Here is a 14,586-nt window from a genome sequence, read left to right on the forward strand (position 1 = left end):
CGGATGACCCGCCCCGACTGGACCCCGCACCGCCGTGACGACGGCGAGCTGCTCGGCTGGATCCGCCCGGAGGGGGAGCACTGGGCGGCCGTCGACGTGCTGGGGCGACCGGCATCCGCCGCCACCGAGTGGCTCGACGCGGAGGCGGCGCTGGAGGCGCACGGCATCGCCTGGCTCGCGGACCCGTGGATGCTGGAGGGCGAAGCCGAGCGTCCGCTGCGCGTGCGCATCCTCGAGGTGACCCCCGACGAGGAGGGCGTGCCGGGGCGCATCGTCGTGAAGATCGACGACTTCGGCGACATGAACCGGCCGGCGACCGCACAGTTCGTGGTGGAGTGGCCGATCCCGGCGCGACTGCGACCGCCCCGCGCGGGCGACCCGGATCCGCGGACGATCTCGCGCTGAGGGGTCAGTCCGCTCCGCTCATCCCGGCAGTGACGGGTGCACTTCGCTCGCGCGCTGCTTCGGGATGAACAGCGACAGCACGACGGCGATGATGCCGGCGGCGATCGCGAGCCAGAAGCACACCTCGAACGCGGCCCGTGTGGGTACCGAGACGCCGTCGACGTCGATGCTCATGGCCGCGAGCACCCCACCCATCACGGCGGAGGCGCTCGAGGTGCCGACAGAGCGGAACAGCGCGTTCAGGCCGTTGGACGCACCCGTCTCGTTCGCGGGCACCGAGCGCATGATGATCATCGGCATCGCGGCGAACGTGAAGCCGATGCCGACGCCGATGAGCAGGTTGGCGACGAGGATGTGCCAGACCTCGCTCGACCACAGCAGCACGAAGACATAGGCGAGCACGATGGCGGTGGCGCCGACCGTGAACAGGGGGCGAGGGCCCACGGTGCGCTCGAGCCAGCCCGACAGTGGGGAGATGACCATCATCACGAGTCCGGCGGGCATGATGATCAGCGATGCGGCGACCATGTCGAGTCCGAAGCCCGAGCCCGAGGAGACCGGCATCTCGAGGAGCTGCGGGAAGGTCACGTTCGACGCGAACAGCGCGAAGCCCATGCCGATCGCGGCGATGTTCGTGAAGAGCACGGCGGGCCGTGCGGCGACGCGCAGGTCGAGCAGCGGGTCCTCGGTGCGCAGCTGGTACCAGCCCCACACCAGCAGGACCACGACTCCGCCGATGATGCAGGTGAGAGTCAGCGGCGCCGTCCAGCCCCACTCGGCGCCGCGCGAGACGAACAGCAGGATGCCGGTCAGGCCGATCGCGAGGCCGATGGCCCCGAGCACATCGAGGCGTCCGGGGAAGCGCAGCACGTCTTCGGGGATGACGGCCAGCACGAGCGCGAGACCGATCACGCCGAGCCCGGCGGCCAGCCAGAACAGCCAGTGCCAGTCGGCGTTCTGCGCGAGCAGGGCGGCCACCGGCATCCCGATCGCACCGCCCACTCCCATCGTGGCGCTCATCAGCGCGACCGCGGTGCCGAGGCGTTCGGTGGGCAGCACATCGCGCATGATCGCGATGCCGAGGGGGACGACACCGGTCACGGCGCCCTGCAGTGCCCGACCGATGATGACCCCGACGATCGAGCCGGAGAGCGCCGCGATCAGCGATCCGATGATGAGCAGGACCAGCAGCACGATCACGACCCGGCGCTTGCCGTACATGTCGCCCAGACGGCCGGAGATCGGTGTCGCCACCGCCGCGACCAGCAGCGTGATGGTCACGACCCACGTGGTGTCTTCGCGTGAGGCGTTCAGCAGCTGCGGCAGCTCGGCCTGCAGCGGCACGACCAGGGTGAACATGAACGAGGAGCAGAGCCCCGCGAACGCGAGCACCGCGACGATCGCCCACTTGGGAGGGGTGCGAGAGAGTCGTTTCCTGGCTTTGTCATCGTTCGCACCCACCGACCCAGGCTATCGGCGTCCGCAGACACCGGGGCCGACCGCCCGCGTCGAGCCGGAAGGTCGTGATTGCATGGAGAGATGAGCGCTGATCTCGAGCAGCATCCCGCCGACACCCCTTTCCATCGTCGTCTGGTCTACGGCACGCGTCCGGACGGCGCGTGGATGACCCACGGGCCCGCCGGGGCTTACGAGTCGGTCGTGATGCGTCCGCTCGAACCCATGCTGGTGCCGGAGAAGCCGCGCAGGGGCGAACTCGATCCGGAGAACTGCGGCGCCTGCGCCGTGGACGAGCACACCATCTGGCACGACGATCTCTGGCAGGTGCAGGCCGGGTGGGAACCGGGAGGCCTGCCGTTCATCGGCGCCATCTCGCCGCGTGAGCACTGGCTCCTGGAGGATGCCCCCGTCGAGGTGCTCGCCGCGCTCGGTCCGCTCATGCAGCGGATCTCCGAGGCGGTCAAGCGGATCCCGGGCGTCGCGCGCTGCCACTTCAGCCGCTTCAACGACGGCTCGGCGCACCTCCACCTCTGGGCGTTCGCGCGCCCGGCCGGGATGATGCAGGGGCGCGGGGCTGTGCTCTCCTACTGGGACGGCATGCTCCCCGAGATGACGGTCTCGATGATGACCGAGTTCCTCGATATCGTCGCCGAGGCGCTCGCCGAAGGAGGCGGAACCGCGTACCCGATTCTGCGATCCCGCGAAGGAGGGGCAAACTAGGCGCGTGCGAACCATCCGTGATCTCGACACCGTTGAACTCATCCTCGATGCCCAGGGCATCCTCGATTCCATCCGAGGCCCCGAGCGCGTCATCGATGCCGGCACCCTGCGCGCGCTGCAGCAATCCGGCAACTACGTCGTCGGTCTCTTCGACGGCGAAGGCGACGAGGAGCGCATGGTCGGCGCCTCGATCGCGTTCTTCGGCGCGCCGGGCCAGCGGGCGATGCACTCGCACATCACCGCGCTGATCCCCGAGTACCGCGGGCGCGGCTGGGGGCGCGAGCTCAAGGAGCACCAGCGCCAGTGGGCCTTCTCCCGCGACGTCGGTCGCATCACCTGGACGTTCGACCCGCTCGTGGCCCGCAACGCCCACTTCTTCCTCACCGTGCTCGGTGCGCGCGTGACGGGGTACGCGGTGAACGTGTACGGCATCTTCGGTGGCGGTGATGCCGGAGATGAGAGCGACCGCCTCGACGTCGAGTGGGCCCTCGCCGACATCGCCAAGCCTCCGGCGGCCGACCTCGTGGTCGAGACCCTCGAGATCCCGTCCGACATCGAGTCGCTGCGGGAATCCGATGCGGCCGCCGCCCACGAATGGCGCACGCGTCTGCGCGCCGAGATGGAGGAGCGTCTCGCACGCGGCCTCCGCATCGCGGGCTTCGACGTGGAGCGCGGCTACCTCTTCACCGCCTGAGACGGCAGCACGAAGTCCCCGGTCTCGCCGGGGTTGACGGCGATCTCCCACCGGAACCCGTCCGGGTCTGTGAAGTACCCCGAGTACCCGCCCCACACGCGTTGCCGGCCGGGGCTCACGGTCGCGCCGAGCAGCGCGGCCTCGGCGAGCACATCGTCGACCTCGGCCGGAGTCGCGGGGTTGTGGGAGAGCGTGAGGGGGGCGATGCCGGATGCCGGGGCTTCGCCGATCTCGGCTGTGAACCCCTCGATCGACCACAGCGAGAGGATGATTCGGTCGGCCACGGGGAACATCAGCACGTCATCGCCGGCGAAGATCGGCTCCCAACCGAGTCCGTCGACGTAGAACGCCCTGCTGCGGGCGAGGTCGGACACGGCGAGGGTGATGAAGCTGATGCGCTGTTCCATGCCGACGAGTCTCGCACCGCCATCCGACATCCGACAGGGTGTTCGCGCCGGGTCAGCGCACGCCCTTCATGAGCCGCAGCACCGGCTTGACGGAGAGCAGCAGCCCGATGCCGACGAGGATGGCGATCGCGCCCAGAGTCGAGAAGTACGGCACCTCGTTCTTCGGGTCGTAGAACTGCACCAGCCAGCCCGAGATCGCCGTGCCGAGCGCGATCGACAGGAAGAACAGCGCCACCATCTGCGTGCGGAACGCGTCCGGGGCGAGCTTGGTCGCGACCGAGAGGCCGACCGGCGAGAGCAGCAGCTCGGCGACCGTGAAGACGAACAGGATGCCGACGATCGCGAGCAGCGGTGTCGAGTTCGCCCCGCCGTTCGCGAACGGGAGGAAGAGCAGGAACGCGAAGCCCATCACGATCGCGCTGATGCCGAACTTCGTGGGTGTCGACGGCTGACGGCTGCCCAACCGGGTCCAGATCGCCGCGAAGACGCCCGAGAGGATGATGATGAAGACCGGGTTGATCGACTGCACCGTGGAGACCGGGATCTCGATGCCGAACAGCATCCGGTCCAACCGCTTGTCCGAGTAGACCGTGAGCACCGTGAACTGCTGCTGGTAGAGCGACCAGAACGCGACGCTGGTCACGAACAGCGGCAGGAATCCCCACACGCGTGAACGTTCGGTGCTGTCGATCCGCCGGCTGCTGAGGATCACCGCGAAGTACGCGATGCTGGCGATCACGGTCAGGCCGATCACGATGACGGCCAGGTTGTCGTCGCGGATGACGCCGGTGAGCACGAGCACGGCCACGAGCACGATCGCCGCGATCGCGATGCCGATCACCAGGGGGTACCGCGCGGACGGGAGCGGGTTGGGCACGGCCCGCGCCGACTCCGGCAGCGCCTTGCGTCCGAACGAGTACTGCACGAGGCCCAGCGTCATGCCGATCGCGGCGAGGCCGAAGCCGTAGTGGAAGCCCAGCGTGGACTGCAGGATGCCGGTGAGGATCGGCCCGAGGAAGGCTCCGAGGTTGATGCCGAGGTAGAACAGCGAGAACCCGGCATCGCGGCGGGGGTCGTCCGGTGCGTACAGCGTGCCGACCACGGAGGTCGCATTGGCCTTGAGCCCGCCCGAGCCGAGCGCGACGAGCACGAGCCCCACGCCGACCCCCAGGAGTCCGGGCAGGAGGGCGAGGGCGATGTGTCCGGCGACGATCACCATCGCGCTCACGAACAGCACGCGCTCCGAACCGAAGAGCCGATCCGCGAGCCAGGCCCCGAGGATCGTGGAGAGGTACACGGAGCCGCCGTACGCGCCGACGATGCCGCCCGCGACCGCCTCGGGGATGCCCAGTCCGCCCTGCGTCGTGGAGTAGTACAGGTAGATGAGCAGGATGCCCTGCATGCCGTAGAAGCTGAATCGCTCCCACATCTCCACGCCGAAGATGTGCACCAGCGACCAGGGCTGACCGAAGAAGCGGGTGTCCTCGTTGCGGGCCGGACGGGTGGGCTGCGCTGCGCTCATGCCTCGAAGGTACTCTCCGACGGGCGCGGAGACCCGGTTTGAGAGGCTCGGACGGGGGAGTTGCCCGCAGATAGACTGGTGGGTGCCGCGGCATCCGCGTGCCGCACCCCCTCCCGCATCCGACCATTGGAGCCACCATGGCCGAACAGTCCCGCCTCGACAAGGTCATCGCCCTCGCCCGCCACCGCGGGTTCGTGTTCCAAGCGGGTGAGATCTACGGCGGTTCTCGGTCGGCCTGGGACTACGGCCCCCTCGGTACGGAGCTCAAGGAGAACATCCGCCGGCAGTGGTGGCAGACGTTCGTGCGCGGCCGTGGCGACATGGTCGGCCTGGACTCCAGCATCATCCTGCCCAAGCGCGTGTGGGAGGCCTCCGGCCACGTCGCGACCTTCACCGACCCGCTGGTCGAGTGCCTGCAGTGCCACAAGCGCTTCCGTGCCGACAACCTGATCGAGGACTTCGAGGCGCGCAAGGGCCGCACGGCCGAGAACGGCCTCGCCGACATCCCCTGCCCGAACTGCGGCACCAAGGGGCAGTACACCGAGCCCAAGGCGTTCTCCGGTCTGGTGAAGACCTACCTCGGCGTCGTGGACGACGAGTCGGGCCTGTACTTCCTGCGCCCCGAGACCGCGCAGGGCATCTTCGTGAACTTCTCGAACGTGCTCACCGCCAGCCGCAAGAAGCCGCCGTTCGGCATCGGCCAGGTCGGCAAGGCGTTCCGCAACGAGATCACGCCCGGAAACTTCATCTTCCGCACCCGCGAGTTCGAGCAGATGGAGATCGAGTTCTTCACGCCTCCCGCCGACGCGCAGGAGTGGTTCGAGCACTGGGTCGAGGCCTGCTGGAACTGGTTCATCGACCTGGGCATCGACCCGGAGAACATGCGCCAGTTCGACGTGCCCGAAGACGACCGTGCGCACTACTCGGCCGGGACGATCGACGTCGAGTACAAGTTCGGCTTCGCCGGCAAGGAGTGGGGCGAGCTCATGGGCGTCGCCAACCGCACCGACTACGACCTCTCCAGCCACAGCGAAGCTTCCGGCCAGAGCCTGACCTACTTCGACCAGGCCACGGGCGAGCGCTACACGCCGTACGTGATCGAGCCGTCGTTCGGCCTGACGCGTGCCATGATGGCGTTCCTCGTCGACGCCTACGTCGAGGAGCAGGTGCCCAACGCCAAGGGCGGCACCGACGTGCGCACCGTGCTCAAGCTCGACCCGCGCCTCGCGCCGGTGAAGGCCGCCGTGCTGCCGCTGTCGCGCAACGAGAAGCTGTCGCCGCTCGCCCGCGAGGTCGCCGACACCCTCCGCGCCTCCTGGGCCGTCGACTTCGACGACGCGGGCGCGATCGGCCGCCGCTACCGTCGCCAGGACGAGATCGGCACGCCGTTCTGCGTCACGGTCGACTTCGACTCGCTCGAAGACCGTGCCGTCACGGTGCGCGACCGCGACACCATGGCGCAGGAGCGCGTCTCGATCGACGAGCTGCACGCCTACCTCGCGGAGCGCCTGCGCGGCGCCTGATCGCGCAGCATCCGGACCCCGTCGACCGTCCACCGGTCGGCGGGGTCTTTCATCTGCTCCCGGCGACGGCGCGCGCATAGCGTTCGGAGAGCAATTGCAGGCGCGGGAGCAGCTCAGGCGGGCTCTCGACCGTGAAGTCCATCATCAGCATCCCGATGTAGGCCGCGACCGTGTCGAGGCTGTCGGCTCCGGTGACGAGGATGCAGTGATGCTCGTCCACCGGCTCGACGACGCCCACAGCGGCATGGATCCGGTCGAGCACGGCAGCCGCCGGGGCATCGATGCGCAGCCGGGCGTGCACGATCCACCCGCTCACCGCGATGGTCCGCATCGCGAAAGCCGTGTAGTCGCCGCCCGGCAGGGGTTGCGGCTCGAAGCGGCGATGCGTCGGCATCCGCAGCTCCATCCAGTCGACGCGGTACGTCGTCCACTCGCCGCTCTCGGGAGCGCGCGCGACGAGGTACCAGCGCCGATGCCAGGTGAGCAGCCGGTAGGGCTCGACCAGCACCGGCGCGCCCTCGTAGTCGAAGCGCAGCCACTCCTCATTGCGGATCGCGCTCGCGATGGCCTGGAGCGACGACGCATCGACCTCGGGATCGGGGGCGTCGGTGTCGTTGTTCTCCGGGGCGCGGTCGACGCTCGAGCGGAGTGCGTCGACCGTGGGGCGCAGATGCGACGGCAGCACCTGTTCCAGCTTGGCGAGCGCGCGGGCGCCGGCCTCCTCGACGCCGGCGATCCCCGCTGCGGCCCGCAGGCCCACGGTGACGGCCACGGCTTCCTCGTCGTCGAGCAGCAGGGGAGGGAGCTTTCCGCCGGCGCCGAGACGATAGCCGCCGACCGAGCCCCTGGCGGCGTCGACCGGGTAGCCGAGATCGCGCAAGCGATCGATGTCGTGACGGATGGTGCGCGACGAGACCTCCAGACGCTCGGCGAGTTCGCGTCCTGATCGCTCGCGCCCGGTCTGCAGCAGGGCGAGGAGGGCGAGGAGTCGCGCTGTCGGATCGGCCATCGGAGCTCCTCGAGAAGTCATCGATCTATTAGGAACATATTCAACCTAATGCCCTTCTACCTTCGAGATATGGACAACACGACGCTCACGTTCCGCCCCTTCACCGTCTCGGTCTCCGCCGCCGAGGTCGCCGATCTCCAGGATCGCCTCGCCCGCACCCGCCTTCCGCAGCCGTCGCCGACGGACGACTGGGATGCCGGCACCCCCAACTCCTACCTGCGCGAGGCGCTCGCCGCCTGGACAGCGTTCGACTGGTCCGCCGCCGAACGCCGCATCAACGCCGTGCCGCACTTCACGACCGAGATCGACGGACAGACCATCCACTTCATCCACGTGCGCTCCGGACACGAGGGGGCGACGCCGCTGCTGCTCGCCCACACCTATCCGGGATCCTCGGTCGACTACCTCGATCTGATCGACCGTCTCGTCGACCCGGTGGCGCATGGCGGACGTGCGGAGGACGCCTTCGACGTCGTGATCCCGGATGCGCCGGGCTACGGCTTCTCGCAGCCTCTGTCCGCCGCGGGCTGGACGACCGCGAAGGTCGCAGCCGCCTACGACCGGCTGATGCGCGGACTCGGCTACGACAGCTACGGCATCCACGGTTCGGACAACGGCGCCATGGTGGCCCGTGAGCTGGGGCTGCTGAATCCGACGGGCTTCCTCGGGCTGCACGTGCTGCAGCTGTTCTCGTTCCCCTCGGGCGACCCCGCGGAGTTCGAGAAGCTCGAGCCCGCGGACTATGCCGGCCTCGAGCACATGCAGTGGTTCCAGTCGGTCGGCGGGTACAACGCGATGAACTCCTCGCGGCCGCAGACGGTGTCCGTCGGGATCAGTGACTCCCCGGTCGGACTGCTCGCGTACAGCGAGCTGTTCAACTCGTTCGGCAACGGCACGTCCCTGGTGCCGCTCGAGAAGATCCTGCTCGAGGTCAGCGTGAACTGGTTCGCGAACGCGGCATCCGGCATGAGCCGCAGCTATCTGGAGAACGCCAGGGCGGACGCCGCTGCGGAGGGCGCTGAGGACGCCGGTTCACGTATCAACGCCGCCCGCACCGGGGTCGCGGTCTTCGCCGACGACTTCCAGACGATCCGGGTCTTCGCCGAGCGCGACAACTCGAACATCGTGCACTGGAGCCGGTTCGACGAGGGCGGACACTTCGCCGCACTGGAGCGTCCGGATGTGCTGGCTGCCGACATCCGGTCCTTCTTCGCCGCCATCCCCTGAGCCCCGAACTCACTTTGCAGGCCCACCTGTGCGACCGCCGCACGGGTGGGCCTCGCATGTGGGCATGCAGATCCGCGCCTGCCCGGCGGTCGCTCAGTCGACGATCGTGAGGGTGACGTCGTGGGAGCCACCCTCCCGCATCCATTCATAGGAGCGCTGCAGGATTCCTCGGAGCACGTCGAGATCGACTTTCGACAGGTCCTTGATGTAAAGGCAGGAGACGCTCGTGGTGTGCGGGCCGAGCTGCGCGAGGGCGTCGCGATGGGTGTCGAAGCCTTCGAAGACGTAGACCGTGAGCGACGCCTTGCGTGGAGCGAATCCGAGGATGCCGCTGAGACCCTCGGTGCCGGTGGGATAGCGGTAGTGGCAGGTGCCGAACCCGACGATTCCGCTGGACCACATCTCCGGCTCACGGCCGGTGATCTCGCGCATGATGTCGAGAACGACGAGCGCGTCGTCGCGCCGCCGCGAGGGCGTCACGGCAGCGAGATACTCCTGGACGTCCTGACCCGTCTTCTCCATGCTCAGCCCTTCTTGGCCGCGGCCTTCATCGCCTTCTTGTGCTCGCGCACCTGCGTCAGCGACTCGGGGGAGACGATGTCGGCGACGCTGCGGAACGAGCCCTCCTCGCCGTAGGCGCCGGCGGCCTCGCGCCAGCCCTCGCCGGTGAAGCCGTACTGCTTGCCCAGGAGGGCGAGGAAGATCTTCGCCTTCTGCTCGCCGAAGCCGGGCAGCGCCTTCAGGCGCTTCAGGACCTCGGGCCCCGACGGATCGCCCGCGGTCCAGAGCGCGGCGGCATCCCCGTCCCAGTCATCGACGAGGGTCTGGCACAGCGTCTGCACCCGGGTGGCCATCGATCCGGGGAACCGATGTACGGCAGGAGTCTGCTTGAAGGCCTCGAGGAACTCGTCCGGGGCCATGCCGGCGATCGCGGCGGCATCCGTCGCGCCGGTGCGCTGTTGGATCTTCAGAGGTCCGGCGAAGGCGGTCTCCATGGGGACCTGCTGATCCAGCAGCATCCCGACCAGCAATGCGAGCGGGTTGTCGGTGAGCAGGGCGTCCGCGGCGGTGTCTCCGGTGATGTGAAGGGCCATGCCTCCAGTGTGCCACCCGGCGTGCGCGCGTGCGGGGTCAGGCCGAGGCGGATGCTCCGTCGTCGGCGATGATCTCGGCCTCCGGCACGATGCCGTAGAGGGCGCCGAGTGCGGCGGTGAACTCGTCGGCGCGACCGGCCGCGGCGAGCTCATGTGCACGGGTCGTCGGCGTGTGCAGCAGCACGGCCGAGAGGTGGCGCAGCGCCTGCTCGACGCGGCCGTCCTCGTCGCCGCGTGTGCGGGCACGGTCGATCTCGGACTCGAGCAGCGAGAAGATGTGCGACCGCAGTGCGACGACCGCCGGCGTGACGCTCTGGCGCTCACCCACCACGTGGAAGGTGTCTGCGGCCTCGCGCACCACGCTGCGGGCCGCGTCGGTCGCCTGCAGCTCTTCGAGCGGGGCGTGCAGTCGGATGGTCTCGAGGTCGAGCAGGGCGACGCCCTCGAGCGTGGCGACGGCGGGGTCGACGTTGCGGGGCATGCCGAGGTCGACGACGAGCTGGTTGTGCGCGGCGACCGGGCATCCGATCGCCGCAGGACCCGTCGGGGCCTGGAGCTGCTCCGGTCCGAGGACCGGCTCTGTCGCTGTGGTGCACGTGATGAGCAGGCTCGACCGCGCCGCCGTGCGGGCGTAGTCGTCTGCCGAGACGGCGCGGATGCCGTGCTTCGCGGCGAAGGCCTCGGCGCGTCCGGAGGGCGAGTACACCGAGATGTTCACGGCGCCGCGCTCGCGGAGCGTTGCAAGGGTCACGGCCGCGTAGGCGCCGGTGCCCACCAGCAGCACCCGCTCGGCGGACCAGTCGGCGATGCGGCTGTCGGCGAGTTCGAGCGCGAGGCGCACGAGCGAGCGGCCGGCGCGGCCGAGAGCGGTGACGTTCTTGACCTTGCGCTGCGCCTGGCTCGCGCGCTGGAACAGACGCTCCAGCTCGGGGGAGGTGGTGCCCTCCTTGCGGGCCGACTTCAGCGCTCGACGCACCTGGCCGGCGATCTCGCCCTCGCCGGAGACGACGGACTCGAGCCCGGAGGCGACGGAGAAGAGGTGCTCCGCCACGCGGCGGCCGGAGTGCACGGCGTAGGCGCCGTCGAGCTCGGTGGCCGGGACGCCGGTGACGGCTTCGACCGCTTCCAGCACGGCTTCGACACCGATCGCGCCGGCGGCAGTGACCGGTTCGTCCATTTCCACGTACGCCTCGAACCGATTGCACGTCGCGAGGACGACCGCACCCTGCACGCACGGAGTCATCTCCACGAGAGTGGGGGCGACGCCGTCGGGGGTGCGGCTCAGGCGTTCGAGCAGATCGAATGTGGCGGTCTTGTGACTCGCCGTGACACACAGCAGCACCCGACAATCCTACCCGAGCCTCCGCGGGGCATCTCCGCACACTCATAGAACACGGGTGGGAGGATGGAGGCATGGCCCTCTCCGATGCTCCACTTCTGCGCGCCCTCGCCGGTGACCGCCCGGCCCAGACCCCGGTCTGGTTCATGCGTCAGGCAGGTCGATCCCTGCCGGAGTACCGCGAGCTGCGCGTCGGAACGCGGATGCTGGACGCCTGCCTGACCCCGGAGCTCGCGGCCGAGATCACCCTGCAGCCCGTGCGTCGACACGGCGTGGATGCCGCGGTGTTCTTCAGCGACATCGTGATCCCGCTGCGTCTCGCGGGCGTCGAGGTCGAAATCGAGCCCGGTCGTGGTCCCGTGTTCGCGAACCCGGTGCGCAGCGCCGCCGACGTCGACCGCATCACCGCGATCGACCCGGCATCCCTGGACTCGACCGCGATCGCCGAGGCGGTGCGTCTGGTGACGGCAGAGCTCGGCGACATCCCTCTCATCGGATTCGCCGGAGCACCGTTCACGCTCGCGGCCTACCTCGTCGAGGGCGGCCCCTCCAAGGAGCACCTCCGTGCGCGGGCCATGATGCACGCCGACCCCGATTCCTGGAACCGTCTGGCCGGGTGGCTCGCGCAGATCTCCCGCGCCTTCCTGGCCGCGCAGCGCGACGCCGGGGCATCCGCCGTGCAGCTCTTCGACTCGTGGGCCGGTTCCCTCAACCCGGCCGACTACCGCGCGTTCGTGGCGCCGCACTCGCGCGCCGCGCTCGAGGGCATCGACATCCCGAAGATCCACTTCGGCGTGGGCACAGGACCGTTCCTCGCCGACATGCGCCTCGACGGTGCGGTCGACGCGGTCGGCGTCGATTGGCGCCAGCCGCTCGACGAGGCCGCCGCGCTGCTCGGCCCCGACACCACGGTGCAGGGCAACATCGATCCGGCGCTGCTGTCGGCGCCGTGGCCGGTGCTCGAGGCGCATGTGCGCGACGTGCTGGCCCGCGGCCGTGCGGCCAGGGCCCACATCCTCAACCTCGGCCACGGCGTCCCGCCGGAGACCGACCCCGACCAGCTGACCCGCATCGTCGAGCTGGTGCACGCGCATGGCTGAGGCACCCGCGCCTGCGGTGCTCGCGGCACGCGCCGCCGAGACGCGGGTCGTGGTGATCGGCGGAGGCATCGGCGGCCTGCTCGCCGCCCGTGAATGCGCCAAGGTCGGCATGCGCGTGACGCTGCTGGAGGCCACGGATGCCGTGGGTGGAGCGATCCGCCGCACCGAGCTCGACGGCGTCGCGCTGGATGCGGGAGCGGAGAGCTTCGCGACCCGTGGCGGCCACGTGCGGACGCTGCTGGCGGAGCTCGGCCTCACGGACCGCATCGTCGCACCCGCGGCGGGCCGCGCCTGGCTGGCCGGGATCCCCGGTGTCGGTGCCGCACCGCTGCCGGTCGGCGGACTGCTCGGCATCCCCGCGAATCCGTTCCAGGACGACGTGCGCCGCATCATCGGCTGGTCCGGCGCGTGGCGGGCGTATGTGGACCGCGTGCGACCGCCGCTGACGATCGGCCATCAGCTGAGCCTCGGACGCCTGGTGGCATCGCGCATGGGAGTGAAGGTGCGCGACCGCCTCGTCGCCCCGGTGACGACAGGGGTCTACTCGGCATCGCCGGACGACGTCGACGTCGATGTCGCGGCCCCGGGGCTCAACGCCGCTCTCACCCGCGTTGGTTCCCTCTCCGGCGCCGTGCAGGCGCTCCGTGACACGGCCGCGACGGGTGCGGCGAAGGCCCCGGGTGCTGCCGTGGAGGGCCTCGTCGGCGGGATGACGGTGCTTGTCGATGCGCTCGTCGCCGACCTCGCGCGCCTCGAGGTCGATGTGCGCACCGCGACTCCCGTGGAGCTCCTTTCGCGAGACGGATCCGGGTGGCGCGTGGTCGCGGCTCAGGTGGCGGACGCCGGGGAGGACGCCGCGGCGGACTCGGACGACGACTCCGCCGCACCGGTCGAGAACGAGTTCGCCGCCGACGCCGTGATCGTGGCGACAGAGGAGTACGCGGCGCGTGCGCTGCTGGCCGAGGCCGTCCCCGCTCTCCGCACCGCGGACGCGGCCGAGGCGCCGCAGATCGAGCTCGTGACCCTGCTGCTCGACGCGCCCGCGCTGGATGCGGCGCCGCGCGGCACCGGAGTGCTCACGGTGCCGGGCAGCCACACCGCGAAGGCACTCACGCACTCGACCGCCAAGTGGGACTGGGTGCGTCAGGCCGCCGGAGGCCGCCACGTCGTCCGCGTGTCCTTCGGCGCACAGGGAGAGCCCGCCGCGACCGCCGAGCTCGATGACGATGCCGCCGCAGCCCTGGCGCTGAGCGAGGCATCGGCGCTGCTGGGCGTGCCTCTGCCGGCGGCGTCTCTGGTCGCCGCCGAGCGCTCGCGGTACATCCAGTCGCAGCCCGCGTCGATCATCGGCTCGGGGGAGCGGCGTTCGGCAGCGCGCGCCGCTGTGCAGGAGACGCCGGGGCTGGCCGTCGTCGGCGCCTGGTTGGCGGGCACGGGGCTCGCGCAGGTCGTGCCGGATGCGGTGGCCGAAGCGGATCGACTTCGCCGCGCCCTGCTGTGGGATTGACGTGAGCCTGGATCGGCCCTGCCTGTCAACCCCCTGACGTTTAGATGCCGAAATCGGCATACGGGGTTACGCTGGGAACCTGGCCGACGGGGATCGAAGCCTGCGGCTCGACCGGAACAACGTGAGGAGACCCCATGAAGGGGAAGATCGGACTCGTCGTCGGACTCGGCGTGGGGTACGTCCTCGGCACACGTGCCGGACGCGAGCGTTACGAGCAGATCAAGACGCAGTGGCTCAAGGTGTGGGAGCTCGATCCCGTGCAGGAGCGCGTGGAGCAGGCGAAGAGCTTCCTCGGCGACAAGGCTGCTGCCGTGCCCGGCGTGATCTGGAACGGCGCGGTGAAGATCGTGAAGTCCGTCCAGGGCAACGGCACCCCGGGGCAGAAGCTCGACTCCGCGATCGCGAAGAGCAAGGATGCCGCTGCCGAGGTGGCGGATGCGGCCGAAGACGCCGTCGACGCCGCCAAGGACGCGGCGAAGTCGGCCGCCAAGAAGCCGGCAGCGAAGAAGCCGGCCACCAAGACCGCAGCGTCGAAGACCACGGCGACCAAGAGCGCGACCACCAAGAAGGCCGGCGCCTGA

The 14,586-nt window shown here is 69.8% G+C and carries 15 protein-coding genes; 8 read left to right on the forward strand and 7 right to left on the reverse strand.

From position 1 onward, the window contains the following. Positions 1 to 3: 3 nt before the first annotated feature. Entirely contained in the window at positions 4 to 405 is a 402-nt protein-coding gene (locus FB560_RS00130; RefSeq protein WP_141870500.1) for a hypothetical protein, read from the forward strand. An 18-nt stretch (positions 406 to 423) separates the two neighbouring features. On the opposite strand, the gene FB560_RS00135 is transcribed toward FB560_RS00130, so the two are convergent. Next, the gene (locus tag FB560_RS00135) at positions 424 to 1,866 is read right to left on the reverse strand and encodes an MFS transporter (protein ID WP_141870501.1); all 1,443 of its coding nucleotides are present in this window, start codon (positions 1,864 to 1,866) and stop codon (positions 424 to 426) included. 78 nt (positions 1,867 to 1,944) lie between these two features. On the opposite strand from FB560_RS00135, the gene FB560_RS00140 reads away from it, so the two are divergent. After that, the gene (locus tag FB560_RS00140; RefSeq protein WP_141870502.1) at positions 1,945 to 2,583 is read left to right on the forward strand and encodes a hypothetical protein; all 639 of its coding nucleotides are present in this window, start codon (positions 1,945 to 1,947) and stop codon (positions 2,581 to 2,583) included. 4 nt (positions 2,584 to 2,587) lie between these two features. Continuing rightward, the gene (locus tag FB560_RS00145) at positions 2,588 to 3,277 is read left to right on the forward strand and encodes a GNAT family N-acetyltransferase (protein ID WP_141870503.1); all 690 of its coding nucleotides are present in this window, start codon (positions 2,588 to 2,590) and stop codon (positions 3,275 to 3,277) included. Here the strand turns inward: FB560_RS00145 and FB560_RS00150 are convergent. Then, entirely contained in the window at positions 3,259 to 3,684 is a 426-nt protein-coding gene (locus tag FB560_RS00150; RefSeq protein WP_141870504.1) for a VOC family protein, read from the reverse strand. The two genes, FB560_RS00145 and FB560_RS00150, sit on opposite strands and share 19 nt — an antisense overlap. Before the next feature lie 52 nt (positions 3,685 to 3,736). Next, complete coding sequence (locus FB560_RS00155) at positions 3,737 to 5,206, reverse strand: peptide MFS transporter (protein WP_141870505.1); 1,470 nt, start codon at positions 5,204 to 5,206, stop codon at positions 3,737 to 3,739. 137 nt (positions 5,207 to 5,343) lie between these two features. Between FB560_RS00155 and FB560_RS00160 the strand changes: the two genes are divergently transcribed. Next, positions 5,344 to 6,729: a glycine--tRNA ligase gene (locus FB560_RS00160; RefSeq protein WP_141870506.1), complete on the forward strand. Its 1,386-nt coding sequence runs from the start codon at positions 5,344 to 5,346 to the stop codon at positions 6,727 to 6,729. A gap of 49 nt (positions 6,730 to 6,778) precedes the next feature. Here FB560_RS00160 and FB560_RS00165 read toward each other — a convergent pair whose 3' ends face one another. Beyond that, positions 6,779 to 7,738 (reverse strand): helix-turn-helix transcriptional regulator, encoded by a 960-nt coding sequence (locus FB560_RS00165; protein ID WP_141870507.1) that lies wholly within the window; start codon positions 7,736 to 7,738, stop codon positions 6,779 to 6,781. A 69-nt stretch (positions 7,739 to 7,807) separates the two neighbouring features. Here FB560_RS00165 and FB560_RS00170 point away from each other — a divergent pair, with 69 nt between their 5' ends. Next, positions 7,808 to 8,965, forward strand: a complete 1,158-nt coding sequence (locus tag FB560_RS00170; protein ID WP_141870508.1) for an epoxide hydrolase family protein — start codon at positions 7,808 to 7,810, stop codon at positions 8,963 to 8,965. 93 nt (positions 8,966 to 9,058) lie between these two features. On the opposite strand, the gene FB560_RS00175 is transcribed toward FB560_RS00170, so the two are convergent. Genes FB560_RS00175 through FB560_RS00185 form a run of 3 tightly spaced genes read right to left on the reverse strand, consistent with a single transcriptional unit; the run spans position 9,059 to position 11,401 of the window. Further along, complete coding sequence (locus tag FB560_RS00175) at positions 9,059 to 9,487, reverse strand: DUF1801 domain-containing protein (RefSeq protein ID WP_141870509.1); 429 nt, start codon at positions 9,485 to 9,487, stop codon at positions 9,059 to 9,061. A 2-nt stretch (positions 9,488 to 9,489) separates the two neighbouring features. Continuing rightward, the gene (locus FB560_RS00180) at positions 9,490 to 10,059 is read right to left on the reverse strand and encodes an HhH-GPD-type base excision DNA repair protein (RefSeq protein ID WP_141870510.1); all 570 of its coding nucleotides are present in this window, start codon (positions 10,057 to 10,059) and stop codon (positions 9,490 to 9,492) included. A 37-nt stretch (positions 10,060 to 10,096) separates the two neighbouring features. After that, positions 10,097 to 11,401: a glutamyl-tRNA reductase gene (locus FB560_RS00185; protein WP_141870511.1), complete on the reverse strand. Its 1,305-nt coding sequence runs from the start codon at positions 11,399 to 11,401 to the stop codon at positions 10,097 to 10,099. A gap of 71 nt (positions 11,402 to 11,472) precedes the next feature. On the opposite strand from FB560_RS00185, the gene hemE reads away from it, so the two are divergent. The 3 genes from hemE to FB560_RS00200 all read left to right on the forward strand — a co-directional run bounded on the left by hemE (position 11,473) and on the right by FB560_RS00200 (position 14,586). Beyond that, positions 11,473 to 12,498: a uroporphyrinogen decarboxylase gene (gene hemE, locus FB560_RS00190; RefSeq protein WP_141870512.1), complete on the forward strand. Its 1,026-nt coding sequence runs from the start codon at positions 11,473 to 11,475 to the stop codon at positions 12,496 to 12,498. Continuing rightward, positions 12,491 to 14,005: a protoporphyrinogen/coproporphyrinogen oxidase gene (locus FB560_RS00195; RefSeq protein WP_141870513.1), complete on the forward strand. Its 1,515-nt coding sequence runs from the start codon at positions 12,491 to 12,493 to the stop codon at positions 14,003 to 14,005. Before hemE ends, FB560_RS00195 begins: the two co-directional genes overlap by 8 nt. Before the next feature lie 134 nt (positions 14,006 to 14,139). Next, positions 14,140 to 14,586 (forward strand): hypothetical protein, encoded by a 447-nt coding sequence (locus tag FB560_RS00200; RefSeq protein WP_141870514.1) that lies wholly within the window; start codon positions 14,140 to 14,142, stop codon positions 14,584 to 14,586.

It is taken from the genome of Microbacterium saperdae (genome assembly GCF_006716345.1).
In the GTDB taxonomy this organism is placed as follows: domain Bacteria; phylum Actinomycetota; class Actinomycetes; order Actinomycetales; family Microbacteriaceae; genus Microbacterium; species Microbacterium saperdae.

Bases quoted from the DNA above. Each gene is read 5' to 3' on its own strand.
- FB560_RS00130 (WP_141870500.1), top strand. From the start codon at position 4: ATGACCCGCCCCGACTGGACCCCGCACCGCCGTGACGACGGCGAGCTG.
- FB560_RS00140 (WP_141870502.1), top strand. From the start codon at position 1,945: ATGAGCGCTGATCTCGAGCAGCATCCCGCCGACACCCCTTTCCATCGT.
- FB560_RS00150 (WP_141870504.1), bottom strand. From the start codon at position 3,684: ATGGAACAGCGCATCAGCTTCATCACCCTCGCCGTGTCCGACCTCGCC.
- FB560_RS00155 (WP_141870505.1), bottom strand. From the start codon at position 5,206: ATGAGCGCAGCGCAGCCCACCCGTCCGGCCCGCAACGAGGACACCCGC.
- FB560_RS00160 (WP_141870506.1), top strand. From the start codon at position 5,344: ATGGCCGAACAGTCCCGCCTCGACAAGGTCATCGCCCTCGCCCGCCAC.
- FB560_RS00165 (WP_141870507.1), bottom strand. From the start codon at position 7,738: ATGGCCGATCCGACAGCGCGACTCCTCGCCCTCCTCGCCCTGCTGCAG.
- FB560_RS00170 (WP_141870508.1), top strand. From the start codon at position 7,808: ATGGACAACACGACGCTCACGTTCCGCCCCTTCACCGTCTCGGTCTCC.
- FB560_RS00175 (WP_141870509.1), bottom strand. From the start codon at position 9,487: ATGGAGAAGACGGGTCAGGACGTCCAGGAGTATCTCGCTGCCGTGACG.
- FB560_RS00180 (WP_141870510.1), bottom strand. From the start codon at position 10,059: ATGGCCCTTCACATCACCGGAGACACCGCCGCGGACGCCCTGCTCACC.
- hemE (WP_141870512.1), top strand. From the start codon at position 11,473: ATGGCCCTCTCCGATGCTCCACTTCTGCGCGCCCTCGCCGGTGACCGC.
- FB560_RS00195 (WP_141870513.1), top strand. From the start codon at position 12,491: ATGGCTGAGGCACCCGCGCCTGCGGTGCTCGCGGCACGCGCCGCCGAG.
- FB560_RS00200 (WP_141870514.1), top strand. From the start codon at position 14,140: ATGAAGGGGAAGATCGGACTCGTCGTCGGACTCGGCGTGGGGTACGTC.